The sequence below is a fragment of the Bradyrhizobium sp. Bra64 genome (assembly GCF_024519875.1).
GTDB lineage: Bacteria > Pseudomonadota > Alphaproteobacteria > Rhizobiales > Xanthobacteraceae > Bradyrhizobium > Bradyrhizobium japonicum_G.
The window spans coordinates 774,523-799,079 of record NZ_JALJRD010000002.1 but is presented as its reverse complement, the minus strand read 5'-3'; the positions used below and the strand labels follow the sequence as shown (position 1 = coordinate 799,079).

Sequence of the window (24,557 nt, the reverse complement as noted above, 5' to 3'; positions counted from 1 at the left end):
GTAACAAGACGCAGCGGCCAGCGAATATTCGATCGGTGCAGGCTCACCAGGAGCGAGACATGAACGGCACGCAGGACAATACGCAACACAAGGGTAAGGACTTGCCGGGCCAGGTCGTGCTCGTGCTTCAGGGCGGTGGTGCGCTCGGATCCTACCAGGCCGGGGTGTATCAGGCGCTGCACGAGGCGGGGATCGAGCCGGACTGGGTCATCGGCACCTCGATCGGCGCCATCAATGCGAGCCTGATTGCGGGCAACGAGCCCGGACAGCGACTTGCACGCCTGAGGGAGTTCTGGAAGCGGATGGAGCAGAACCCGGTGTGGAATTTCCGCACCGCGTTTCCCGATTTCAACGAGAAACTTTCTTATTGGTCGACCGTCACCAATGGCATTCCCGGCTTCTTCCGGCCCAATGCTCTGGCGCACGCCGGCGATTCCTATCCGCTCGGCCCCGACAATGCCGGCTTCTATTCGACCGCGCCGCTCGAGAAGACACTGCTCGACCTTGTCGATTTCAGCCTGGTCAATCGTTGCGCGCCGCGGCTGACGGTTGGCGCGGCCCATGTCCGCACCAGCCAGATGCGCTATTTCGACAGCCGCGATGGTGAGCTGACGGTCAAGCACGTGATGGCCTCGGGCGCGCTGCCGCCGGCATTTCCTGCGGTGCGGATCGATGGCGATCTCTATTGGGACGGCGGCATCCTGTCGAACACGCCGACGGAGGCCGTGTTCGACGACAACCCGCGCAAGGACGCGCTGATCTTCTCCGTGCATCTGTGGAATCCCGTCGGCGCCGAGCCGACCACGATGGCGGAGGTGCTGAATCGGCACAAGGACGTGCAATATTCCAGCCGCATCGCAAGCCAGATCGTCCGCCAGCAGCAGGCTCATCGCCTGCGCCACGTCATCAACCAGTTGGCCGCGCGTCTGCCTGAGAGCGAGCGCAACGATCCGGCGGTTCGTGAACTGGCGAGCTATGGTTGCCCGACACGCATGCACGTCGTGCGCCTGCTCGCGCCGCAGCTCGACCGCGAGAACCACACCAAGGACATCGATTTCAGCCCGTCGGGCATCATGCGGCGGTGGGATGCGGGCTATGCTCACACGAGGTCTGTGCTCGAGCGAAAGCCGTGGGTCGGCGAATTCGACCCGCTCGCCGGTGTGGTGCTGCACGAGCATATGGACGTGCTGCCTATTGCGGCGGAGTGAGGGCGTTGTCCGTCATTGTTCTGCGTCGTGACGATTTCACGAGGACGCAGTCCGGGTTATTGTGGCCGCGTCTTCATCGCGAGGCTTGCAATTGGTCGTTGAGAGCGATCTGGAATTAGCCCTCGATATCGTCCGCGCCAACGCGGCGGGACCGGTTGCCGGCGTGTTCGGTCCGACCTCGGTAACCTGGCAAATCGACCGGGAGGCCGTGATCTTTCTCGGCGCCGGCCGTGCGCTGCTGCTTCAACTCGCGCACCCCTGGGTCGCTGCCGCCATCGCCGAGCATTCGAAAACCTTTGCCGATCCGATCGGCCGTTTCCATCGCACCTTCGACATCGTCTTTGCCATGGTGTTCGGCTCGCTCGACCGTGCCTTGCTGTCGTCCCAGCAGCTGCACCGTCGCCATGCCATGATCGTCGGGCAAATGCCCCAGACGGTCGGTCCGTTCGCAGCGGGATCGCGCTATTGTGCCAACGACATCCCGTCGCTGCGCTGGGTCCATGCCACGCTGGTCGAGACCGCGCTGATGGCGCATGACCTGGTGCTGCCGCAGCTTTCGGCGGGAGAACGCGAGCGCTACTGGGCCGAGAGCCGGACTTTTGGTGCGTTGTTCGGATTGACGGCGGATGATCTGCCGGCGGACTGGGCCGGCTTTGCCGCCTACACCGCGGCGATGGTGCAGTCGGATACGCTCACCGTCAGCCCGGCGGCGCGCGAGATAGCGACGCAAATCTTCAGCGGCGCGCGCCCGTGGCTGCGGCCGCCACGGTGGTATCGCGCGCTCACGGCGAGCCTGCTGCCGGAGCGCTTGCGCGCGGGCTTTGGTTTTGAGCTTTGCGAGCGCGATATCAGGTCCGCCGACAACGCACTGAAATGGATCAGGCGCGTCTATCCGAGATTGCCCGATCGGCTGCGCTATGTCGGTCCCTATCAGGAAGCGCAGGCGCGGCTGCGGGGAGAGCCGCAGCCCGACTGGATGACCCGCTGCCTCAACCGTGCCTGGATCGGGCGGCCGCGGATGGACCAGCGCCGGAAGGGGTGAACGGAGAATGTGGAAACGTCTCGGTCTCACGCCGACGCCAGCTTTCGGTACAGCGCGTTGTAGCTGCCGGCCGAGATGCTCCAGGAGAACGACCGTCCCATCGCGCTGCGGCGCATGGTGTCGAGCTGGTCCTGCGCCATGAAAGCCGAGAAGGCGCGGCGAACGCCGCCGAGGAAAGACTCGTGCGAGGGTTTCGAGAACAGGAATCCGGTCTCGCCGTCGGTGATGGTTTCGGCGAGGCCGCCGGTCTGGTGACCGATTGGCAGCGAGCCGAAGCGCTGGGCGTACATCTGGCTGAGTCCGCACGGCTCGAAGCGCGACGGCATCAATGTGAAGTCGCTGCCGGCGAAGATGCGGCGCGCCTGCGCGTCGTTGAAGCCGATCACGACCCCGATGGAGTCGGGACGGCGGCGATGCGCGTCGATCAGGGCCTGCTCGAGCGCGGGTTCGCCGGAGCCGGTGACCACGATCTGCCCCCCGGCATCGACGATCTCGTCGGCCGCCGCCAGCACGAGGTCGATGCCTTTCTGATGCACGAGGCGGGCGACGATGCCGAACATCGGGCCGCGCGATACCGCAAGCCCGAACTGCTTGCGCACATAGTCCGCATTGGCCTTCTTGCCGACCCAGTCGCCGGCGCCGAACTGCTGGGCGAGCTGGGCGCAGGAGCGCGGGTCCCAGCTCTCGTCGATGCCATTCAGGATGCCGGTGAGCTCCGAAGCGTCGGAGCGGACGCGAAGCAGGCCTTCGAGGCCGCAGCCGAATTCATCCGTGGTGATTTCCCGCGCGTAGGTGCCGCTGACGGTGGTGAGGTGCGAGGCGTAAACCAGCCCGGCCTTGAGGAAGGAGAGCTGATCGTAGAACTCGACGCCGTCGATGTGGAAGGAGCTCTCCGGTGCGCCGATCCGCCGCAACGAGTCCTTCGGGAACAGGCCCTGATAGGCGAGGTTGTGAATGGTCAGGATCGACGGCAGCTTGGCGCCGCGCCAGGCGAGGTAAGCCGGCACGAGCGAGGCCTGCCAGTCATTGGCATGGACCAGGTCTGCTGCCCAATTCTTGTCCAGCTTGCCCATGGCAAGCTCAGCGGCTGCCGAGGCGAAACGAGCGAAGCGGATGTCGTTGTCCGGCCAGTCGCGCCCGGACTCGTCGCCATAGGGATTGCCGGGCCGGTCATAGAGTTGCGAGCACAACAGCACATAGACCGGCAGGCCGTCCTTGGTCGCGGCCCGGCCGAGCGAGCAGGCCGGCATCTCCGCCAACGCCGGACAGCGGCCAACGATCTGAATATGCGTGAGTTGCTCGATGATGTCGCGGTAGCCGGGCAGCATGACCCGGATATCGGCGAAGGGGCGGAGGGCTCGGGGAAGAGCCGCGGAAACGGCTCCAAGTCCGCCGACGCGGACGAAGTCGTCCATCTCTGTCGTAACGAACAAGACCCTCAAGAACTGCTGCCCTCATCCGATCCCGTTTGCTGCTATGCAAGAACGGGTCCAGTTGCCCCTGGAATTCTCAAGCCCGCCTGCCTGACGCGTCCGTTCGGTAAAGACTTTCCTACTCAGCCGCCGCCCTCTAGGGTCGGCGCACCAACAATAGAGAACTTCGATAGTTCCTAAGCGACCGAGCACCGGCAAGGACGTAAGCAGGCATGCCACTAGCAGATAAGCATGAGGGGACGACGACAAAGGCCTTCGCGGGCCTCAGGGTTCTGGATTTTTCGACCACCATCGCCGGCCCCCATTGTGCCCGGATGCTCGCCGACATGGGCGCCGAGGTCATCAAGATCGAGACCGACGGCGGCGAGACGATGCGGACCCGGCCGCCGCTGCGCAAGGGCTGCAGCACCGTGTTCGGCCAGCTCAATGTCGGCAAGAAGAGCGTCGTGCTCGATCTCAAATCCGAAGACGGCAGGGAGGCGGTGCGCCGGCTGGCCGCGACCGCCGACATCCTGGTCGAGAACTTTCGCCCCGGCGTGATGCGCCGCCTGCGGCTCGACTACGACGATCTGCGGCCGGTCAATCCGAAGCTGATCTACTGCTCGATCTCCGGCTACGGCCAGAGCGGTCCCTCGGCCGAGCTGCCGGCCTACGCGCCGGTGATCCATGCGGCCTCCGGCTACGACATGGCGCATCTGGCCTACCAGCCCGGCCGCAGCCGTCCGGACTATTGCGGCATCTACCATGCCGACGTCGTCACCGGCACCTACGGTTTTGGCGCGATCGCGTCGGCGCTCTATCAGCGCACGGTCACGGGCCTCGGCCAGCACATCGACGTCTCCATGCTGGAATCGATGCTGACGCTGACAGTGATCGAGTTGCAGAGCTCGCAGTTCACCGTGAAGCCGCCGCCGCGGCCGATGTTCGGGCCGACCGAGACGGCCAATGGCTACGTCATGATCACGGTCGCGAGCGAGAAGACGTTTCAGGGATTGATGGGCGTGATCGGCCGCCCCGAATGGATCTCCGACCCGCGCTTCTCCGTCTACGCCGCGCGGCGCGAGAACTGGGCCGATTTGATGGACGGTGTGGAAGCCTGGTCGCGCCAACTCACGACCGACGCATGCCTCGTCGCGCTTGGCGCGGCCGGCGTGCCGGCCTCGGCCTATCGAACCGTGTCCGAGGCGCTGGCCGATCCGCAACTCGCGCATCGCCGCGCTCTCTCGTCCGTGGAGGACGCAGGCGGCTCGTTCCAGGTCCTCAATCTGCCGTTCCGGATGTCGGGCGCCGACACCGCGCCGGCCAGAACGATGGCCGTGCTCGGCGAGCACACGGACGCATTGCGCCAGGAAATCGGCCTCGCCGACGATGCCCCAATTCCGTCAGGCAAAACGGCCGTTCAGGGCTGAAGCGGGGCTGAAGAGGGGCCCGCTGCGGCGGGCAATGCGGCCTTGCGCGCGGGCGCCTTGCCACCATCGGCCGCCGTCAACTAGACAGAGGCAAGTTTGTCTCGCCCCTCCGGCCATGGCATGGTGGCGCGGCAACAAGAAGCATGCGGGAGGACGCCGATGAAGAGTTTCAAGGTCGCCGATTTCAAGGCGCCGCTGCAGGAGTTCGACGAGGCCACGCCGCAGCCGTCGGGCACGCAGGTGCTGATCAAGGTGAAGGCCGCCGGCGTCTGCCACAGCGACCTCCACATCTGGGAAGGCGGCTACGATCTCGGCCATGGCCGCAAGCCGCTGTCGCTGAAGGACCGCGGCATCAACCTGCCGCTGACCATGGGTCACGAGACCGTCGGTGAGATCCTGGCGTTCGGACCCGACGTGAAGCCGACCGACCAGGGCGATCTCAAGCTCGGCGATGTCGGCCTCGTCTATCCCTGGATCGGCTGCGGCAAATGCGCGACGTGCCTCGCCGGTGACGAGAACATGTGCCTGACGCCGCGCTCGCTCGGCGTCTATTGCGACGGCGGCTATGCCGACCACATGCTGGTGCCGCATCCGCGCTACCTGCTCAATCTCAGGGGACTCGACCCGGCGTCGGCCGCACCCTATGCTTGCTCGGGCGTCACCACCTACAGCGCGCTGAAGAAGGTCGAGCAGTATTTCGACACGCCGATCGTGATGTTTGGCGCCGGCGGCCTCGGCCTGATGGCGCTGTCGCTGCTGAAAGCGATGGGCGGCAAGGGCGCGATCATGGTCGACATCGACGCCAGGAAGCGCGAGGCGGCGGAGAAGGCCGGCGCGCTCGCAACCGTGGATCCCAAGGCGCCGGATGCGCTGGAGCAACTCGCCAAAAAAGCGGGCGGCCCGATCCGCGCAGTGATCGACCTCGTCGGCAATGCCGCGACGACACAGCTCGGCTTCGATTGCCTCACCAAGGGCGGCAAGCTCGTCATCGTCGGCCTGTTCGGCGGCGGCGCGACCTGGGCGCTGCCGCTGATCCCGATCAAGGCGGTGACGATCCAGGGCAGCTATGTCGGCAATTTGCGCGAGACGCAGGAATTGCTCGACCTCGTGCGCGCCAAGAATATACCGCCGATTCCGGTGACGCGGCAGCCACTCGCCAAGGCCAACGATGCACTGGTGCAGCTGCAGCAGGGCGCGGTGGTCGGGCGCACGGTGCTGACGCCGTAGCCAATGCTCTTTCCGCCGTCATTGCGAGGAGCGAAGCGACGAAGCAATCCAGGGTGTCTGTGCGGACGCATTTCTGGATTGCTTCGTCGCAAGAGCTCCTCGCAATGACGCGCTCCTCTTCGCGCAGGAACTCCAATGTCAGCAAACAACGCCTTCCACATTGCCGTGCTCGCTGGTGACGGCATCGGTCCCGAAGTCATGGCGCCGGCCATTGAAGTGCTGCGCAAGATCGAAGCCAAGTCGGGCCTCAGCTTTCGCTTCACCGAGGCGCCGGCCGGCGCCAACAATTATCTCGCGACCGGCAAGTCGATGCCGGATACGACGATCAAGCTGTGCGAGGAGGCGGACGCGATCCTGCTCGGGGCCTGCGGCCTGCCGTCGGTGCGCTACCCCGACAATACCGAGATCGCGCCGCAGATCGAGCTGCGTTTCATCTTCGATCTCTATGCCGGTGTACGTCCGGCGCGGCTCATTCCGGGTGTGCCGAGCCCGATCGTCGGCGCCGACACGCGCGGCATCGATCTCGTCGTGATCCGCGAGTCCACCGAAGGCCTGTTCGCCTCGATGGGCAAGGGCGTCGTTACCCATGAGGAGGCGCGCGAGACCATGGTGATCACGCGCAAAACCTCCGAGCGCCTGTTCGAGTTCTCGTTTCGCCTCGCCGAGCGTCGCAAGGCGCGCGGCAAGCCGGGGATGCTGACCTGCGTCGACAAGGCCAACGTGTTCAAGGCGTTTGCGTTCTTCCGCAGCATCTTCGACGAAATCGAGAAGCGTCATCCCGAGGTGAAGACCGACCGGCTCTATGTCGATGCCTGCTCGGCGATGCTGGTCAAGCGGCCCTGGGATTTCGACGTGATGGTGATGGAGAACATGTTCGGCGACATCGTCTCCGACATCACCGCGAGCCTGATCGGCGGCCTCGGCATGGCGCCGTCAGCCGACATCGGCGACAAATACGCCGTGTTCCAGCCGTGCCACGGCACCGCGCCTGATATCATGGGGCAGGGCAAGGCCAATCCCACCGGTATGATCCTGTCGGCGGCGATGATGCTGGACTGGCTCGCCGACAAGCACGGCGTCGAGAGCGCGGCGGAAGCCGGCGAGACGATCGAGCGTGCGGTGGATCAGGTTTATGCCGGCGGCATCAAGCCGATGGAGTTCGGCGGCAGCAACGGCACGGCTGATATTACGAAAGCTGTGCTCGCCGCGCTGTAGCCAATACATTTAGAGAAAAGGGGCCCAGTGGGCCCCTTCGTCATTCACCAGCGGCGCCAGTGGCGGTGGCCGCCCCAGCCCCACGGACGCGGACCGTAACCGTAGAAGCGTCGCGGGCCACCGTAATAGCCATAGGCGCGGTAATAGTTCGGACGCCACCAGCAGCGGCCCCAGGCATTGCAGACCATGCGCACCTGATCGACATTCGCGGCCGGACCGCTTGCGACGCGATCGGCCTGCGGGATGCCGTTCGGCATCGCTGCGATCGCTTGTCCCGACGCCAGCGCAGCGCTGCCGAGCGCAGCCAGACCGAGAACGGCAAACTTGATTTTCATCGCAATCTCCCTCGTTGGTGGCGGAAGAACTTGCGGGAGATCAGTTGGTTGCTACCGCAGCGAAGCGGCCGGGGAATTTAATCTTCCTGAATGAAAATTCAGCTTCGCGCGTTCGACGTCATTTGCCCTGGAACTGCGGCGTGCGCTTCTCCATGAAGGCCTGCCGGCCCTCGCGGAAATCCGCACTGTCCATGCAGGCCGTGCCGATCGCCTTGATCGCGTCCATGTCGCGCCCGCTCTCGTCCTTCAGCACCTGCGCGATGGTGATCCTGGCGGCCTTGATTGCGAGCGGGGCGTTCTGCGCGATCGTCTCGGCTACTCCCATGACCTCGCCCCAGAGCAGATCCTCCGGAAACACACGCTCGACGAGGCCAATACGCAACGCCTCCGCCGCATCGATCCGCATGCCCGTGTACATCAGAAAGCGCGCCCAGGACGGGCCGACCAGCGACACCAGGTGCCGCAAGCCGTCATAGCCATAGGCAATGCCGAGTTTTGCCGCGGGAATGCCGAACTGGCTGCCGTGGGAGGCGATGCGGATGTCGGCGAGCATCGCGACCTGCATGCCGCCGCCGAGACAAAAACCCTGGATGCAGGCAATGGTCGGCTTGGGGTAGTCGGCGAACAGCGCGCGCTGGGTGGCGCTGCGTTTGGCATATTCTTCGGACGCGGCGGCGTTGTGCCTGACCTTCTCGAACTGGCTGATGTCGGCGCCCGAGACGAAGGCCTTGCCGCCGGCGCCGCGCAGGATCACGACTCGCACGGCGTCGTCGTCGCGCAAGGCCGTCAGCGCCTCGCCAAATCCCTCCCACATCTCCAGCGACATCGCGTTGCGCTTGTCGGGATTGTTGAAGGTGACCACGCCGACGCCGCCGGCCGTGTGCTGGAGGATCTTGCCGTCGGCGTAGGATATTTCGGTCGTGCTGGACATGTCGGGCATCGCGCTCGCTTTTCGTTGGCGAGGCGCGATGTTCGGCCGGGGGGACGCCAGGGTCAACCGCGGCGAGGGAGGCGGCTTTGCATCCGCCTGTGCCGCGATTGCATGGCCGCTAGCGCGTCATATGCGCGGTCAGCGAGTGGCTGCCGGCATTGCTGAAGAATGCCAGTCGACCGAATGCGGGTCGATCGGGTTGTCGTGGGCGTCGAGCACCTCCATGTGCATGCGCGACAGGTAGGTCGGATCCTTGCGCATGTGCGCGGAGATCTCGGTCTTGGCGATCGAGGAGGGCACCGTCCAGGTCGGATTGAGGACCACGCTGGTGATCTGGGCCGTCAGTGTCGGCGAGGGCTTTCAGTCTTGCCGACGATCACGCGATAGCACCGCACCACCACGTCGTTCTCGACCGCCTCGGCGAAGGCCGCGGGGACGTTGACCACCACATAGCGTCGGACGCGCGGTCTCTGGATTGGGTCGCGACAAGGCCGGAATGGGTTCGCGAAAACCGCGGGCGACGGCGGGAAAAATCGTCAACAAAAAGGGGCGGCATCCGCCCCGGGAAAGACCGCGCGCAAGCGCGCGGGTCCGGATGAGTCCAATCATGTACTCGTCCAATCCGGCCGCGTCCCCGTGACGCGGCGGATTGAACAATCGGCCGAACAGGCGCGAACGCCGATCGGCTCAGGCCTCGTTCGCTGCGATCGATTCCATCAGCGAGACCAGCTGCCGCTGCACCGTCTGGTCCTTGATCTTGCTGTAGGCGCGCAGCAGGCGGAGGCTGAAGGCCGAGTCCAGGAAGAGCAGGCTCTCGACTTCGCGCGCCTTGTTGTCGCCGTCATAGAAGAAGGTCACGGGCACGTCGAGGGAGGTGGCGATCTGCTGAAGCCGAGCCGCGCCGACGCGATTGACGCCCTTCTCGTATTTCTGGACCTGCTGGAAGCTCACGCCGAGCTTCTCGCCGAGCTCGGCCTGCGAGATCTTCATCTCGACGCGCCGCAGACGGATGCGTTTGCCCAGCTCAATGTCGGGCTTGCCGGCACTGCGCTGCTTCATTCTCTTCGCCGCTGTTTTCATTCGTTTTCTCATCGTTCTTCGGTTGAAAATCCCCCGAAGAGCTGGGTCAGGGGTTCGCCCATATACGAGTCCTTGAATTCATGCGGGTGCACGAATTCTTCCTTAAACCACGGGAATCGCGCCGGACTGAAGGCTTCGATCAGCCAGTCAATCATGTGCCGCACTCTCGGAATCCGGCCGCTACCGGGATGGTAGGACAACCAGATATCCAGCGGTCTGTTCAGCTCGACCTCCAGTGGAATCAACTTCCCGCCAAGCGCAATGGCGTAGCTCGGGAATACGCCGATTCCGGCGCCATTCGCGACCGCCCAGTAGTTGGCGCTTGAGACGTTGGTCTTCATGACCAGAAGGTCACGCTCCGGAACGCCGGGGAAGAAGCTCTCGAAAGTTTCCTTGGCGGCGAGCTGGTCGGCGAATTGCAGCACTAGGCGGTGCTTGATCAACTCCATCGCCGTGCGCGGCGCGCCATGTTTCGCAATGTATTTCTCGGAGGCCCAGAACATCAGATGCATGCGGCCGAGCCGCACCAGCTTGACGTCGAGCGCCGAAGGCCGCGCCAAATGGATGGCGACATCGGCCTCGTGGCGGGAGACGTCGGCCGAGCGCATCGCGCAATGCAGATCGACCAGGATTTTCGGATAGGCCTGCTGGAATTCGACCAGCCGCGGGGCGAGCCAGAACGTACCAAGTCCCTCGGTCACGGCGACACGGACCTCGCCAGACAGGGCATTCGCAGTCGAATCGCTGGTGCGCAGCACGTCGAATGCAGCTGCCTCCATCTGCTCGACGGCGGACACCACCAGCGCGCCTTCATCGGTCAGATGGGTGCCGTGCACGTCGCGGGTGAACAGGGTGGTGCCCGTCTGGCGTTCGAAATCATCGATCCGGCGGCGGACGGCATTGATCGACAGCGACAGGCGTTCGGCCGCCGAGCGGAAACTTCCGCATCGGACGACTTCCAGGAAAATGCGGGCCGCATCCCAATCGGAGAGGCCGCTGATGTTTGTTTTTGGGCGTTCCTCCAGTGGAACGCCCCTTTCCGCCAAGGAGTGCATACAAGTCCCTTCGGGTCGCTAAACTGGCAGAATCTTGCGGAAACCACAACCACGGCGGGTTGGGGAATGACGAGTTTTGAACGTCATCCTTACTGTGTCTCAAGTGGTATTCGAGTGCTGCCAAGGGCTGGGAATCGGGCAAGCTATCGTCCGTATGAGGGGTGTGGGCGTGAGTTCCGTTATGAGCCGTAACATGGCTGCGGGATCGTCGGCGCTGTCCGCGATGGACCTCCTTGCGCGAGCACCGGTGTTGCTCTCCGGGATGGATCATTCTCAGCAACCCGGGCGTTCTTTTCCTGGCCGTGTCGATAACAGTGGACGGCGCAACGGGGCGGCGTTCGCCGGAACCGCGTTTTCCACGCGGAAACACATTGAAATCATGTTCAGGGGCGCAATGGCCTCGTGCTATTCTCGATCCCCCAAGGGGGCCAAAGAGGTCGTCACAACCACGTCTCACAGGCCGAATTAACGGAAAGAACGCCGGTGTCGCATTCAGACCAACAATTGCAGTCGGTGCTGGAAACGCTCGTGGAGTGCCGCAGGGTTCTCAATGAGAGCAACAGCCGTGAGTCGGCCGAGCTGCTGTCCATTGTCATCCTCGACGTCAGGATGAAACTCAAAGGAATTGACGGTGCCGATCTCAAGGCATTGTGCGACGAAATGCTGCGGAGCGCCGGAAGCGAACCGCAGCCCCCTTCCAAGCAGACGCAGGACCAGCCCCGGCGTCCGCTGCTCCGCGTGGTGAAGTAGCCGCGCCGCCGAGTCTCGCTTTTTGGCGAGATTTGTGCGCGTCCCGATGCCGCATCTGTGATTGCGGACGGCATCGGGAGGAGCCCTGGTTTTGTGCGCCTCTGTTGCGCATTTTCCGGCATCGGCTACACCTGAGCCGGTTCGGCCCCGGGCCGCGCGCATTCCCCGCGCCGCACCGGGGCCTGAGATGGCTCCGACTGCATCATGCAAAATGTCTCGATCCCGGCGGCGCTGATTGCCGGCCTCGTCAGCTTCCTCTCCCCTTGCGTCCTGCCGCTGGTCCCGCCCTATCTGATCTATCTGACGGGCGCCACGATCGAGCACGTCGAGAGCGACGAGCCGGCATCGGCCTCCAAGCGCGCGATCATGATGTCGGCGCTGCTGTTCGTGCTCGGCTTCTCCACCGTGTTCGTGGCGCTCGGGGCCAGTGCCTCGCTGATCGGCGGGCTGATCCGCGCCTGGTCGGCCGAGCTCTCGATCCTCGCCGGCATCGTCATCATTGTCATGGGCCTGCACTTCCTGGGCTTGACGCGCATCGGGTTCCTGATGCGCGAAGGCCGGCTGCCGATCCCGAAGCCCGTCGGGCTGTGGGGCGCCTATATCATGGGGCTCGCCTTCGCCTTCGGCTGGACGCCCTGCATCGGCCCGATCCTTGCGGCAATCCTCTCGGTCGCCGCGGCTGAAGCGACGGTGACGAAGGGCGCGGGCCTGCTCGCGGTCTATTCGGCCGGCCTCGGCATTCCCTTCCTGATCGCAGCCTTGATGATCGAGCAGTTCTCGAAACTGTTCGCGCGCATGAAGGGCCATCTCGTCAATGTCGAACGCGCCATGGGCGTCCTGATGGTCATCACCGGCATCGGCTTCCTCACCGGCGCCGTCTCGAATGTCAGCATCTGGCTGCTCGAGACGTTTCCGGCGTTGCAGACGATCGGCTAAAGCGCGATGAGATTGGGGCGATCGTCATCGCGCTTTACGATATTGTTTGAGCATGATCTTTTCGGAAAACCGCTTCGCACTTTTCCGGATCATGCTCTAGGCACTCACCGCGAACCGCGCCAGCGCTTCGCGATCGACCTCGATGCCGAGACCCGGACCGTCCGGCACGCGCACGACGCCCTTCGCGTGCTCGATCGGCTCCTTCAGAATCGCCTGCCGGATCGGATGTTCGGTGCGGTCGAATTCGAGCATCGGCTCGAGCGGTGCCAGCGAGGTCGGCGTGTGCGACGGCAGCACGGCGAGAAGCTGGAGCGAGGCCGCGATCGCAATCCCGGTGCCCCAGACATGTGGATTGTAGCGGATGCCGAACGCCTCGCTCATGTCGGCGATCTTCTTGCATTCGGAGAGGCCGCCGGCTGCGCAGGTGTCGGGCTGGGCGATGTCGAGCGCATGGGAGGCAAACAGGTCGCGGAAGCCGAAGCGCGTGAACTCGCATTCGCCGCCGGCAATGGGAATGGAGAGCGCGGATTTCACCGCGCGATAGCCTGCGACGTCCTCCGGCGGTACCGGCTCCTCGAACCATCCGATATCATAGCGCTCGATCAGTCGGCCGAGCCGGATCGCAGCGATCGCGTCATAGGCGTGGTTCGCATCGACCATCAGCGCGACATCGGGGCCGATCGCCTCGCGCACCGCGCGCGTCACCGCGGCATCGTCCGCGATGCCGAAGCCGACTTTCAGTTTCACGGCGCGGAATCCTTCCGCGGCATAACCCGCCGCCTCCTCCGGCAGATATTTCAGTGGATCGCCCGACTTGCGCCGGTAGAGACCGGTCGCATAAGCCGCAACCTCCTTGCGCGCGGCGCCGCCGAGAAGCTGGTGCGCGGGCACGCCAAAATGCTTGCCCTTGATGTCCCATAACGCGATGTCGATGCCGCTCAGGCCCTGGATCACGACGCCCTTCTGGCCGTGATCGCGCAAACGCGCGTAGACCATCTGCCACAAGACGTCGGTGCGCAGCGGATCCTCACCGGTCAGCCATGGTTCGATGCTGCGGACCACTGCCGCCGTCATGCGTGCCGGGCCGTAACATTCGCCCCAGCCGACGAGACCGTCATCGGTCTCGACCTCGACCAGCATCGCGGTGCGCGTGTCGTACCAGGCGCGCGAATAGGCGAAGGGCTGCGAGAGCTTTGCTTCGAGGATGTGCGTGCGAACGCTCGTGATCTTCATTGCCATTCCCCGTTCACCGCGCCTCGTCCAGCGTGCAGATCACCGTGCAGACCACGCCGCGCGGCAGGAAGTCGACGGTCGCCTCGCCGCCGAGCTGGTCGCGCGCGCTGCGCTCGATCAGGCGCGAGCCGAAGCCGCGCTGCACCGGCGCCGTCACCGGCGGGCCGCCGATCTCGGTCCAGATCAGGCGCAGCCGCGGCTTCGGCGCATCGGCGATGACCTCCCATTCCAGCGTGACACGGCCGGTCTCGTTGGAGAGTGCGCCGTATTTTGCGGCGTTGGTGGCGATCTCGTGCACGATCATCGACAGCACCACGGCGAGCCGCGGCGACAGCGGCGCGGCGGGGCCGTCCATCCGGATGCGTTCGGGATTGTTCAGCAGGAACGGTTGAAGCGCGCGGGCAATCACGTCCTTCAGCTCGGAGCCTGCCCATTTTTCCTGGCTCAGCAGGTTATGCGCCTCGGCGAGGGCGCCGAGCCGGCCCTCGAATTTCGCCCGCTCGTCGCGGCTGGCGCTGCGGAAGGTCTGCACGGCGATCGCCTGCATCAAGGCGAGCGTGTTCTTGACGCGATGGTTGAGCTCGTCGATCAACAGATCGTGCAGCATCTCGCCGCGCGCGATCGTGGTCGCCATCCTGACCGCGAAGGTCAGGCCGGTCAGCAGCAGGATGCCGCCGATCAGGCTGGTGATCGCGATGTTGCGCCAGAGCGGGGCAATCAGCGAGCTCTCGGCGACGCCGGCGGCCACCGTCCAGCCCGTCAGCTGCGAACGGGTGTAGGCGGAGGCGAGCGGAATGCCGTCGAGCGACACGGTCGAAAGCGATGCCTCGTTGCTCCGGAACATCGCCGCGTAGAGCGAGGGGGAAGCCCGCTTGCCGAATGTCTCGCTCGGATTGGGAGTGCGCGCGAACACGATGCCCTTGGTATCGAGCAGCGATACGGTCCAGAGCTGGTCGGGCCGCTGCTTTTCCACCAGATGCTGAAAGATGCCGACCGGCGGGCTGAAGCAGAGGTCGTAGATCACCTCGCCATCGCGGAGCACCGGGACCTCGACCGTGAGCACCTGTCGCCCGTTGATCGCGCCGGTGAACAGGTCGGAATATTGCGGCGACCTGGTCGCAAATACCTTCTCGATGATCTCGATATGATCGCGCGGCGGCAGGCTTGCGGTGTCCTCCGTCGCGGAGGAGAACAGCAGCCGGCCCTTGCGATCGGAGATCAGCACGAGGCCGCCCTTGCCGTACTGGTCGACGAAACCGAGCGCGATGCGGCGGAAGTTCTCGAAGTCGTCGTTGCGCAGCGAATTCGTCAGCGCAAGGACTTGCAAGCCGCCGGTCATCCGCTGCACCTCGGAGTCCAGCACGAGGCGCATGCTGCGCACGTTCTCCAGCACGCGGCGGGTCGCGTCGTTCCGGTCCTGCTTGTAATTGTAGACGGCAATGCCGACCGCGAAGACGATCAGCGGCAACATCGTTCCCGTGACCAGAAGGGCGAGCCGGACCGGCAGGGTGAGCTTTGACAAACGCGGGCGTCCCGGTTCCGGCGCAGGAGAGCGCCGGATTTATGATTTTGGGAGACCATAGGGGCGGGATATGCGCTGCGCCATGATTTTCGCATCTGGGCGAGCCGCCCAGCGGCGGGATATTGCAGCGCAGTTCGGGCGCCTGCGCCTCAGCTCAGCTCATGCTGAGTGCGGTCAGTAGGAGACACATGGCGTAAACGGCCGCCAGGCTGAGCCCGGCGATCCGGGCCTCTCGATGCGATCTCATGCGGTCAACTCCGGGGAAGGCGGCCGCCTTGGAGGTGACCGCCCTCGCGCCTTGATCAATCGATTTCCTGAACGACCGTGCGCGAGCCGGGGTCGACGAGCATCACGCGTTCGCCGGAGTAGACATAGCGATACCTCGTGAGGGACGGACCCCAGTCTGCCGGAACGGCCTCGAGTTCGACATCGCTCGGCACTGTCGCGCCGACGATGATCTTTTGCTTCGTCGTCACCGGACGGAGATGGTGCTCGGTGACATAGGATTTGATCCTGGTCCGGTATTGCGGCTCGATCTGAACCGCTGCCGCGTGACCGGTTCCGGTCGTGGTCACCACGGTGGATTGCGCGAAAGCGCCGGTCGACATCAGGACGACAGCGGCGGATAGCAGGAACAGCTTCTTCATATTCTCCTCCTCATACGGATCAGGCGCCGCATCAACATCTCACCGTGCGCGACGTTCCTGCCCACAGGAACAAATTGCCGATTTTTCCCGTTGGTGAATCGACCGGGCCGGAAAGCCCGGCAACTGGAGGAGGAGAGTATGAAGCTGAAAGTAGCGACCGCAGCGCTGATGCTCGCTGCATTGTCCCTGCCGGCGTTCGCGGCCGACGAGTTCTACGTCGTCCAGGACGTCAAGACGAAGAAGTGCACCATCGTCGACAAGAAGCCGACGGACACGACCACGACCGTCGTCAGCCCCTCGGGCACGATCTACAAGTCGCGCATCGAGGCTGAGAGCGGCATGAAGACCGTCAAGGTCTGCACGTCAAACTGAGGAGGATGACAAATGCCGGTTCTGATTCTGTGGGCCGTGCCGGCCGTGCTGGTCATCGGCGGCGGCATCTATCTGATCGGCCACCTGCACTAAGCCGCAGTGGAAGGCGAGCGGGTCTGTGCGTGCAACGCACAGACCCGCAAGTCTTTCGTATCCCAAGTCGTCCGCCTCTTGCTGAATGGGAGGGCCCCCGTAGCCTGCCGCGCGCCGGCGGGAGCGCGAGTTGCAGTGCAACAGCCCGCGCAGGAGCGGCCCCTGCGACGAAGAGTACCTCCCGCGCGCGCGAAATGACTTCCGTCCCGCCGATGTTTTCCCTACGCTTCCCTTTCGCAAGCCGCATACCGGCTGCGCTCACGGCCCGGCTACAGGGCCGGAGCATCAAAGGGAGGGCAGAGGATGAAGCGAAGATCATTTCTCGCTGGGCTCGGCGCGACCACTGCGACGGCCGTGGTCGGCATGCCGTCGATCGCCAGGGCACAGGCGCCGATCACGCTGAACGGTGCGGTCCAGTTCAACGACGACCACGCCTTCAACCGGGCACTGATCCGGTTCGAAGAGCTGGTCAAGAAGTACTACGGCAAGCCGGTCAACTTCACGCTGCACAAGAACTCCTCGCTCGGCCTCGAGAAGCAGTATTTCGAGTACATGTCGCAGGGCAAGGCGGTCGACTACGGCATCGTCTCGCCGGCCCACATGTCGACCTTCGCCAAGGCGGCCCCGTTCATCGATGCGCCCTTCGTGTTCAAGGGCATCGAGCACATGAACAAGGTCGTCGAAGCCAATATCCTGGCGCCGATCGCCGACGAAGTCGCGGCGAAAGCCGAGGTCGTTCTGATCGGGTATGCCGGTGGTGGCATCCGCAACATCTTCGCCAACAAGCCGCTCAAGAATCTCGCCGATCTCAAGGGCCTCAAGGTTCGCGTGCAGGGCGCGCCGATCTGGTCGAAGACCTTTGCGGCGGTCGGCATGAGCCCGACGGTGATCGCCTATAACGAAATCTACAACGCGATCCAGAACGGCGTGATATCGGCCGGCGAAAACGAGGCGGCAGGCGTCGAGGCGATGAAGTTCTACGAAGTGGCCCCGCATCTCAACCTGACACAGCACGCGGTGTCGATCCGGCCGATCTGCTTCTCGGTGAAGACGCTGAAGACCTTGCCGAAGGATTTGCAGGACGCGATCATGAAGGCCGGCAAGGAGGCCGGCGACTACGGCCGTCAGCTCGAATCGAGCGAAGAGGTCGTCAAGCTCGACACGCTCGAGAAGGCCGGCAAGCTCAAGCGCGTTCCGTTCGAGGAGCGGGACGCCATGAAGAAGCTCGCCGACCCCGTGATGGCCGCCTACGCCAAGGAAATCGGTGCGGAAGGCATTTTCGAGAAGATCAACGTCGCCTGAGGTCGTTGCGTCCGTCGACAACAATCCGGGCAGGCCCCGCTTCCTGCCCGGACGCAGCGGACGAACTGCCGCACGGAGCCCAAATGTCTGAAATGCCCGTCCCGTCCGCACCGCTGTGGCGTCGCGTAACGGCGGCCTATGCGAGATTGCTGGAATTCCTGCTGGCCGCCTGCGTCGGCGTCCTCGTCATTCCGGTCACGCTGCAGATCATCTCACGCTACACGCCGTTCATTCCATCCTACATCTGGACTGAGGAAATGGCGCGGTTCCTGTTCATCTGGACGATCATGATCGGCGCGATGGTCGGTGTGCGGGAAGCGCAGCATTTCGAGGTCGACGTGTGGCCTGACCTGTCGCGGCGTGCGGAGGCCACGGTGCGGATCCTCGCGCGGCTCGGTGTGCTGGCCCTGGCGCTGGTGTTCGTCTCCGCCGGCATCGAGTTCACGCGCTTTGCCTGGAACAGAACTTCGGAACTGGCCGATCTGCCGCTTTGGCTGATCCACGTCGCCTGGCCGGTGACCGGCGCGACGTGGATCGCGTTTGCCGGCGAACAGATCGTCGATGAAATGCGCATTCTGGCTGGGGCGGAGCGATGAGCGGCAATGTGCTTTCCGCCGGACAGGCCGCGATGGTGCTGTTCGGGGTCTTCGTCGGCCTGCTCATCGTGCGTGTGCCGGTCGCCTTCGCGCTCGGCCTTGCCTGCGTGCCGATCCTGCTGATCGAGCCGCATCTGTCGCTGATGACGCTCGCGCAGGAAACCTTCAACGCCTACAATTCATTCATCCTGCTGGCGGTGCCGTTCTTCCTGCTGACGGCGAACCTGATGAGCATCGGCGGCATCACCGACCGGCTGGTGGCGTTGTCGCGCTCGATGGTCGGGCACTGGCCGGGGTCACTGGCGCAGATCAACGTCGTGTTGTCGGTGTTCTTTGCCGGCATCTCCGGCTCCTCCACCGCGGATGCGGCGAGCCAGTCGAAAATCTTCATCGACGCCCAGACCAGGGAGGGCTACGACCTTTCGTTCTCCATCGCCATCACTGCGGTTTCTGCGGTGCTTGCAGTCATCATTCCGCCGTCGATCCTGATGATCGTGTGGGGCGGGCTGATCTCGACCTCGATTGCGGCGATGTATCTGGCCGGCATCGTGCCGGGCCTGCTGATCGCGGGCGCGCAGATGGCGACGGTGCACATCTATGCGGTGCGCCGTGGCTACCCGACCTATCCGAAGACCACCTGGGTCGAGATGCGATGCGCCATCTGGCAGTCGATACCGGCGCTGATGACGCCGTTCATCATCGTTGGCGGCATTCTGCTCGGGTGGTTCACGGCGACCGAGTCCGCCTGCGTCGCGGTGCTCTATTCCGTGGTGCTCTCGGCCTTCTTCTATCGCGAGACGGGTCCACGCGAACTGTACAAGGCCTTGCTAGACACCGGGCGTCTGGCCGGTGTCGCGCTGTTTTGCGTGGGCACGGCCAGCGCGTTCGGCTGGCTGCTCGCCTACTACAAGATTCCGCAGGAGCTTCTGGCCAATGTCTCGACATGGGGGATGGGCACCGTCACGGCCGGCTTCTTCATCGCCTTCTGCTTTCTGGTGGTGGGCTGCTTCCTCGACGCCATCCCTGCGATCATCATCGTCGGCACCGTGCTGGAGCCGCTCGCCAGGTCCGTAGAGCTCCATCCGGTCCAGTTCGCGATCATTTCCATCGTATCGCTGGCCTTCGGACTGGTGACGCCACCCTATGGCTTATGTCTGATGATCGCTTGTTCGATCGCCGGCGTGCGGCTGCGTTACGCGCTGAAGGACACGGTGATCATGCTGATTCCGATGCTGCTCGTGTTGGCGGCAGTCATCATCTGGCCAGGCGTGTCGCTGTTCTTGCCGCGTCTGATCGTGCCGGAGATGCTCAAATGAGGGCGCGATATCGCGATCCCGCGGCCGTCGGCCGCGAGATCGATTCAATTGGTTACAGATTGCTCTCGGTGATCGCGGCGTAGACCATGCTGCGCAGCTCGCGCCGGAGCGGATAGGCGCTCGACGGCAGCACCTGCGTCATGAAGATCGCGATCAGCTCCTCGGCCGGGTCGATCCAGAACGACGTCGTGGCCGCGCCGCCCCAATTGTATTCACCGGGGCTGCCGGCGATCAGCGTCTCCGCCGGGCGCATGGTCACGGCGAAGCCGAGGCCGAAGCCGATGCCGTTATAGGTCGCTTCGGAGAACAGCGAGCGCGATACCTCGGGGAGGAAGCGGCCGCCCGGAATGTGGTTGGTCGTCATCAGCGCCAGCGTCTTCGGCCCGATCAGCCTGACGCCGCCGAGCTCGCCGCCATTGAGCAATGCGCGGCAGAAGGTGAGATAGTCGGCGACCGTCGAGCACAGGCCGCCGCCGCCCGAGATGAAGGAGGGCGGGGAGAGGAACGAGCTCTTGGTGGGATCGTCCTGGAGCGTCAGGCCCTCGCGGCGCTGGCCGGCATGGAAGGTCATGCCACCGCCCGGATCGGCCGAGTAGCAGGCGGCGAAGCGATGGGCTTTCGAGGCCGGCACGTGGAAGTCGGTGTCGGTCATGCCGAGCGGATCGAGGATCCGTGTCTTGAGGAACTGCTCGAAGGGAATACCGGAGATCTTGCCGATGAGGTAGCCGAGCACGTCGGTCGCCACCGAGTAGTTCCAGGCTTCGCCCGGCGAGAACTCCAGCGGGATCTTTGCGAGGCTCTCGATCATGGTCTGGAGGGTGCCTGCCTTCTCGACCTCGCCGATCTTTTCAGTGCGATAGGCGGCATCGACGTTGGAGCGCTGCTGGAAGCCGTAGGTGAGGCCGGAGGTGTGGCGCAGCAGGTCGACGATCAGCATCGGCCGCGCCGGCGGCCGGGTCAGGAAGGCCGGCGCGGTGCCGGCGACGAAAACGCCGAGATCCTTCCATTCCGGAATGTATTTGGCGACGGGCTCGTCGATCGCGACCAGCCCTTGCTCGACCAGCATCATGAAGGCGACGCTGGTGAGCGGCTTGGTCATGGAATAGATGCGGTAGATGGTGTCGTCCTTGACCGGCAGCTTGCGCTCGACGTCGGCAAGGCCCTGCACCGAGCTGTGGGCGATCTTGCCGCGGCGATAGACCAGCAAATGGGTGCCCGGGAAGCGGCCGGCATCGATGTAGCGGCTCTTCAGATGCGCATCGACGCGGTCGAGCGCGGCCTTGGACATGCCCACGGATTCGGGCGAGGCGGGGGTAGGGGCGAGCATCGGTTCCTCCGGGCAGTTTTGTCCGACGTTGATAGCCGAAATGGCGGTCTCATTCCAAGCCGGTCGCGCTTAACGCCGGCCGGCCGGTTGGTGTAGGCTCCAGCCTGGAACGCCTCCAAGCAGCCCCAAAGATCCCCAATGGGGCCAACGAGAAAACGCAGGCAAACGCACCATGACCCAGTTCAACGAGACCGAACTCACCGCAGCAGTGGTCGAAAGCTTCGACAAGACGCCGAACCCGCGCGCAAAATTCCTGCTCCAGGAATTGGTGAAGTCGCTGCACGATTACGTGAGCAAGACCGGTCTCACCTTCGAGGAATGGGAATACGCCATCGATTTCCTGACCCGCACCGGCCAGAAATGCACCGACACCCGCCAGGAGTTCATCCTCTTGTCCGACGTGCTCGGCGTCTCCATGCTGGTCGACGCGGTCAACCACCGTGAGCGCGAGGGCGCCACGCAGACGACGGTGCTCGGCCCGTTCTATGTGGGCGAGCACAAGGTGACGGCCCACGGCACCGACATCTCGCCGAACAACCAGACCGGCGAACGGATGTTCGTGCAGAGCCGCGTCACCGATCTCAAGGGCAAGCCGCTCGCAAATGTCCCCGTCGACGTCTGGCACGCCGACGATGACGGCTTCTACGATTCACAGAAGCCGAACTATGACGCGGTCGGCGCCTCCGCGCGGGCGCGCTTCATCACCGACGGCGACGGCCGTTTCTTCTTCCGCACCATCCTGCCGTGCAGTTACCCGATCCCGACCGACGGTCCGGTCGGCGAGATGATCGTGCAGACCAACCGCCACCCGATGCGCCCGGCGCATGTGCATTTCCTGGTCAATGCCAAGGGCTACGAGCCGCTGATCACCCACGTCTTCATGGACGGCGACAAATATCTGGATTCCGACGTGGTGTTCGGCGTCAAGGACGATCTCGTCGCCAAGGTCGAGCCGCGCAACGATCCGGCGATGCCCGACGGCACCAAGGCGAACGGGCAGTGGCACCTGATGAGCTACGAATTCCATCTCAAGCCGGGCGGCGGCATGGCGCCGAAGCCTCTGGGGGTGAAAAGCGAGGAGCCGGCCTGACGATCAGGCGAGCCGCATGCGCCGCCTCTCATGTGCCGAGATAGGCGGCAAGCTCGTCAGGCGTACCCATTGGAAAGGCTTCCTTCAAAAAGTCGAGGAAGGCGGATACGCGCGCGCTGAGCAATCGCCGCGATGGGTAGAGCGTCCACAACGTGATCTCCGGTCCATCGACGTCACCCCAATGCACCAGCGTGCCGGCGGCGATGTCGTGGCTGACAAGAGAAACCGGCAGACATCCGGCGCCGACCCCGGCCCGGACAGCATCGCGGACCATGACCAGCGATGACAGGCGAAGGACAGGATCGACCGCGATGCGGGATCTTCCGACGGGGCCCGTCACGTCCCAAGCCTTAGTCCGATCGCCTGCCCCGCGAACGACAGCGGGAGCCACGACATTGTCCGTCGGTCGTTCCAGGTCAGGGCTCGCCACGACCACCAGCCGGTCGCGCAGAAAAATCCTTCCGACAAGGCTCTCGTCCGGATCCGGATTGACCCGAATGACGAGGTCATAGGCTTCCTCCACCATGTCTACGGCCCGGTCTTCCGTCGTGATCTCGAGCCGGACCTCGGGGTATCTCAGCGCAAACGCAGCGGCGAGCTTGCCCATCGCGGTCTGGGAGAACAGCAGCGGTGCGCTGATCCGCAAGCTGCCCCGCGGCCTGTTGCCGCCCGAAGCGATCGCGGCTGCCGTCTCGTCGAGCTCGGTGAGCAGTGCGCCCGTCCGCTCGTAGAGGGCGCGTCCTTCCTGGGTGAGTTTCAGGGCGCGCGCGCCGCGCTCGAACAGGCGCAGGTCGAGCGCGGCCTCCAGCTCGGCGACCCGCCGGGACAGGGTGGCTTTCGGGCGCCCGGCGGCCCGTGCGGCCCGTCCGAACCCGCCGTGCCGGGCGACGAGATTGAAATCGGCGAGTGCGAGCAGGTCCATCGTTCCACCAGTGAGACAGTCTGTCTAGATATATCATCTATCGGTTCAAATGTGGATCGCTAGTTTCCCGGATGTCTTCTGACCCCAACCCGGAGTGATCCCATGACCATCCTCGTTACCGGCGCAACCGGCACCATCGGCCGTCACGTCGTCGAACAGCTCGTCAAGCGCGGCGCCGATGTCCGCGCCCTTGCCCGCGATCCCGCCAAGGCAAACCTGCCGGCGGGCGTCACCGTCGTGCGGGGCGATCTGCTCGACGTCGACTCGCTCCGCGGCGCTCTCTCGGGTGTCTCCACCCTGTTTCTGCTCAACGGCGTTGTACCCGATGAATTCACGCAGGCGCTGATTGCGCTCAACCTGGCCCGCGAGGCTGGCGTCGAGCGGGTCGTCTATCTCTCGGTGATCCACAGCGATCGCTACGTGAACGTGCCGCACTTTGCGGGCAAGTTCGGCGTCGAGCGGATGATCGAGCAGATGGGCTTCAACGCCACCATCCTGCGCCCCGCCTACTTCATGAACAACGATGTCACGATCAAGGATGTGGTGACCGGCTACGGGATCTACCCGATGCCCATCGGGAGCAGGGGGCTGGCCATGATCGATGCACGCGACATCGGCGAGATCGCGGCCATCGAGCTCCTCCGTCGTGAGCGAGCCGCAGCGCCGCTTCCACTCACTCGCATCAATCTCGTCGGTCCCGAGACGCTGACCGGCGCGAAAGCCGCCGCGGTCTGGTCGGAGGTGCTGGGTCGCGCGATCTCCTATCCCGGTGACGATACCGCCGCCTTCGAGAAGAATCTCAGGCAGTTCATGCCGAGCTGGATGGCCTTCGACATGCGGCTGATGAGCGAGCGTTTCCTCACCGAGGGAATGGTCCCCGAGGCCGGCGACGTCGAGCGGCTGACCGCGCTTTTGGGCCGTTCCCTGCGCTCCTATCGCGACTTCGTCTCCGAGATCGCGGCCTCTGCCTGACGCGGCAAGTGTCGATCACATCAACAAGGATTACGATCATGATCTATTCGACCGCCACCGTTCCGGTGAATCCGCAAGGCGAGACGCCGCTGACCCGCGCGCAAGTCTGGCAAGGCCTGGTTCTCAAGGCCCGCGATGCGCGGCTGTTTCTTCCACCCGATCTTTGCACCCGCTGTGAGGTGGTGGAGGAGAGCGCGACGCACATCGTGCGCGAAGCCACGATCGCAGGCGACGATCTGCGCGAGATCATCAGCTTCGAGCCGGAGCGCAAGGTGACCTTCTTCCAGGCCGCCGGTCCGCGCGAAGGCGCGATCGTCAACGAGCTGTTCGAGGGCGAAGCCGGCGCGCTGCAACTGCGGTTCTATTGCTACACGGGCCTGCGCGGCAAGAAGCCCTTCGGCCCCGAAGAGCAGGCCGAACAGGCGCAGTTCGACAGCGACACGGGCTACAAGGCCGCCCTGCTGTCGACGCTGAAGCGCACACAACAATTGCTCGCCGAAGGCAAGCTCTGATCATCACAACAAACGTGAGCCACGGGACTGCC

At 64.4% G+C, this 24,557-nt stretch carries 25 protein-coding genes; 14 read left to right on the top strand and 11 right to left on the bottom strand.

The genetic code is table 11. The features are described from left to right. The first annotated feature begins 59 nt into the window (after positions 1–59). Together NR187_RS11180 and NR187_RS11175 are read left to right on the top strand one after the other, a co-directional pair. The gene (locus tag NR187_RS11180) at positions 60–1,208 is read left to right on the top strand and encodes a patatin-like phospholipase family protein (protein WP_211382650.1); all 1,149 of its coding nucleotides are present in this window, start codon (positions 60–62) and stop codon (positions 1,206–1,208) included. Between the two features lie 91 nt (positions 1,209–1,299). After that, positions 1,300–2,250, top strand: a complete 951-nt coding sequence (locus NR187_RS11175) for an oxygenase MpaB family protein (protein WP_211382651.1) — start codon at positions 1,300–1,302, stop codon at positions 2,248–2,250. 26 nt (positions 2,251–2,276) lie between these two features. On the opposite strand, the gene glgA is transcribed toward NR187_RS11175, so the two are convergent. Next, positions 2,277–3,692 (bottom strand): glycogen synthase GlgA, encoded by a 1,416-nt coding sequence (gene glgA, locus NR187_RS11170; RefSeq protein WP_211382652.1) that lies wholly within the window; start codon positions 3,690–3,692, stop codon positions 2,277–2,279. Between the two features lie 203 nt (positions 3,693–3,895). Here glgA and NR187_RS11165 point away from each other — a divergent pair, with 203 nt between their 5' ends. The 3 genes from NR187_RS11165 (at position 3,896) to NR187_RS11155 (ending at position 7,534) form a co-directional block, all read left to right on the top strand. Then, positions 3,896–5,092, top strand: coding sequence for a CaiB/BaiF CoA-transferase family protein (locus NR187_RS11165; protein ID WP_211382653.1), 1,197 nt, complete (start codon positions 3,896–3,898; stop codon positions 5,090–5,092). 159 nt (positions 5,093–5,251) lie between these two features. Continuing rightward, positions 5,252–6,319: an alcohol dehydrogenase gene (locus tag NR187_RS11160; RefSeq protein WP_256806467.1), complete on the top strand. Its 1,068-nt coding sequence runs from the start codon at positions 5,252–5,254 to the stop codon at positions 6,317–6,319. 135 nt (positions 6,320–6,454) lie between these two features. Beyond that, positions 6,455–7,534: an isocitrate/isopropylmalate dehydrogenase family protein gene (locus NR187_RS11155; RefSeq protein WP_211382655.1), complete on the top strand. Its 1,080-nt coding sequence runs from the start codon at positions 6,455–6,457 to the stop codon at positions 7,532–7,534. Positions 7,535–7,578: 44 nt separating this feature from the next. Here the strand turns inward: NR187_RS11155 and NR187_RS11150 are convergent, their stop codons facing one another. From NR187_RS11150 to NR187_RS11130, 5 genes are all read right to left on the bottom strand, one after another. Further along, positions 7,579–7,869, bottom strand: a complete 291-nt coding sequence (locus NR187_RS11150; RefSeq protein ID WP_211382656.1) for a hypothetical protein — start codon at positions 7,867–7,869, stop codon at positions 7,579–7,581. Between the two features lie 118 nt (positions 7,870–7,987). Beyond that, positions 7,988–8,809, bottom strand: coding sequence for an enoyl-CoA hydratase (locus NR187_RS11145; RefSeq protein WP_211382657.1), 822 nt, complete (start codon positions 8,807–8,809; stop codon positions 7,988–7,990). 129 nt (positions 8,810–8,938) lie between these two features. After that, positions 8,939–9,124: a hypothetical protein gene (locus tag NR187_RS11140; protein ID WP_256806466.1), complete on the bottom strand. Its 186-nt coding sequence runs from the start codon at positions 9,122–9,124 to the stop codon at positions 8,939–8,941. A gap of 363 nt (positions 9,125–9,487) precedes the next feature. Then, positions 9,488–9,859 carry a helix-turn-helix domain-containing protein gene (locus NR187_RS11135; RefSeq protein ID WP_211382658.1) on the bottom strand — a complete coding sequence of 124 codons (372 nt, stop codon included), beginning with the start codon at positions 9,857–9,859 and terminating at the stop codon, positions 9,488–9,490. A 29-nt stretch (positions 9,860–9,888) separates the two neighbouring features. Beyond that, on the bottom strand, positions 9,889–10,935 hold the full coding sequence (locus NR187_RS11130) for a LysR family transcriptional regulator (protein WP_211382659.1): 1,047 nt from the start codon (positions 10,933–10,935) through the stop codon (positions 9,889–9,891). 483 nt (positions 10,936–11,418) lie between these two features. Between NR187_RS11130 and NR187_RS11125 the strand changes: the two genes are divergently transcribed. Continuing rightward, a complete protein-coding gene (locus tag NR187_RS11125) occupies positions 11,419–11,685 on the top strand; it encodes a hypothetical protein (RefSeq protein WP_211382660.1) in 267 nt (88 codons plus the stop codon). 204 nt (positions 11,686–11,889) lie between these two features. Next, positions 11,890–12,621 carry a cytochrome c biogenesis CcdA family protein gene (locus NR187_RS11120; protein WP_211382661.1) on the top strand — a complete coding sequence of 244 codons (732 nt, stop codon included), beginning with the start codon at positions 11,890–11,892 and terminating at the stop codon, positions 12,619–12,621. 96 nt (positions 12,622–12,717) lie between these two features. On the opposite strand, the gene NR187_RS11115 is transcribed toward NR187_RS11120, so the two are convergent. The 3 genes from NR187_RS11115 to NR187_RS11105 form a co-directional block, all read right to left on the bottom strand. Beyond that, the gene (locus tag NR187_RS11115) at positions 12,718–13,854 is read right to left on the bottom strand and encodes a mandelate racemase/muconate lactonizing enzyme family protein (protein ID WP_211382662.1); all 1,137 of its coding nucleotides are present in this window, start codon (positions 13,852–13,854) and stop codon (positions 12,718–12,720) included. A 13-nt stretch (positions 13,855–13,867) separates the two neighbouring features. After that, positions 13,868–15,325 (bottom strand): sensor histidine kinase, encoded by a 1,458-nt coding sequence (locus NR187_RS11110; RefSeq protein ID WP_211383523.1) that lies wholly within the window; start codon positions 15,323–15,325, stop codon positions 13,868–13,870. 353 nt (positions 15,326–15,678) lie between these two features. After that, the gene (locus tag NR187_RS11105; protein ID WP_211382663.1) at positions 15,679–16,023 is read right to left on the bottom strand and encodes a DUF1236 domain-containing protein; all 345 of its coding nucleotides are present in this window, start codon (positions 16,021–16,023) and stop codon (positions 15,679–15,681) included. A gap of 138 nt (positions 16,024–16,161) precedes the next feature. On the opposite strand from NR187_RS11105, the gene NR187_RS11100 reads away from it, so the two are divergent. From NR187_RS11100 to NR187_RS11085, 4 genes are all read left to right on the top strand, one after another. Further along, the gene (locus tag NR187_RS11100; RefSeq protein ID WP_211382664.1) at positions 16,162–16,395 is read left to right on the top strand and encodes a hypothetical protein; all 234 of its coding nucleotides are present in this window, start codon (positions 16,162–16,164) and stop codon (positions 16,393–16,395) included. Between the two features lie 396 nt (positions 16,396–16,791). Then, positions 16,792–17,790 (top strand): TRAP transporter substrate-binding protein, encoded by a 999-nt coding sequence (locus NR187_RS11095; RefSeq protein ID WP_211382665.1) that lies wholly within the window; start codon positions 16,792–16,794, stop codon positions 17,788–17,790. Positions 17,791–17,873: 83 nt separating this feature from the next. Further along, entirely contained in the window at positions 17,874–18,386 is a 513-nt protein-coding gene (locus NR187_RS11090) for a TRAP transporter small permease (RefSeq protein WP_211382666.1), read from the top strand. After that, the gene (locus tag NR187_RS11085) at positions 18,383–19,702 is read left to right on the top strand and encodes a TRAP transporter large permease (RefSeq protein ID WP_211382667.1); all 1,320 of its coding nucleotides are present in this window, start codon (positions 18,383–18,385) and stop codon (positions 19,700–19,702) included. The genes NR187_RS11090 and NR187_RS11085 overlap by 4 nt, the downstream gene beginning before the upstream one ends. A gap of 52 nt (positions 19,703–19,754) precedes the next feature. Here the strand turns inward: NR187_RS11085 and NR187_RS11080 are convergent, their stop codons facing one another. Next, on the bottom strand, positions 19,755–21,029 hold the full coding sequence (locus NR187_RS11080; RefSeq protein ID WP_211382668.1) for a serine hydrolase: 1,275 nt from the start codon (positions 21,027–21,029) through the stop codon (positions 19,755–19,757). A 172-nt stretch (positions 21,030–21,201) separates the two neighbouring features. Here NR187_RS11080 and NR187_RS11075 point away from each other — a divergent pair, with 172 nt between their 5' ends. Next, positions 21,202–22,119 carry an intradiol ring-cleavage dioxygenase gene (locus NR187_RS11075; RefSeq protein WP_211382669.1) on the top strand — a complete coding sequence of 306 codons (918 nt, stop codon included), beginning with the start codon at positions 21,202–21,204 and terminating at the stop codon, positions 22,117–22,119. A 28-nt stretch (positions 22,120–22,147) separates the two neighbouring features. Here NR187_RS11075 and NR187_RS11070 read toward each other — a convergent pair whose 3' ends face one another. Beyond that, the gene (locus tag NR187_RS11070; protein WP_211382670.1) at positions 22,148–23,041 is read right to left on the bottom strand and encodes a LysR family transcriptional regulator; all 894 of its coding nucleotides are present in this window, start codon (positions 23,039–23,041) and stop codon (positions 22,148–22,150) included. A 102-nt stretch (positions 23,042–23,143) separates the two neighbouring features. On the opposite strand from NR187_RS11070, the gene NR187_RS11065 reads away from it, so the two are divergent. Both NR187_RS11065 and NR187_RS11060 read left to right on the top strand, forming a co-directional pair. Beyond that, complete coding sequence (locus NR187_RS11065; RefSeq protein WP_211382671.1) at positions 23,144–24,013, top strand: SDR family oxidoreductase; 870 nt, start codon at positions 23,144–23,146, stop codon at positions 24,011–24,013. Positions 24,014–24,051: 38 nt separating this feature from the next. Then, positions 24,052–24,525 (top strand): SRPBCC family protein, encoded by a 474-nt coding sequence (locus NR187_RS11060; protein ID WP_211382672.1) that lies wholly within the window; start codon positions 24,052–24,054, stop codon positions 24,523–24,525. Positions 24,526–24,557: the final 32 nt, after the last annotated feature.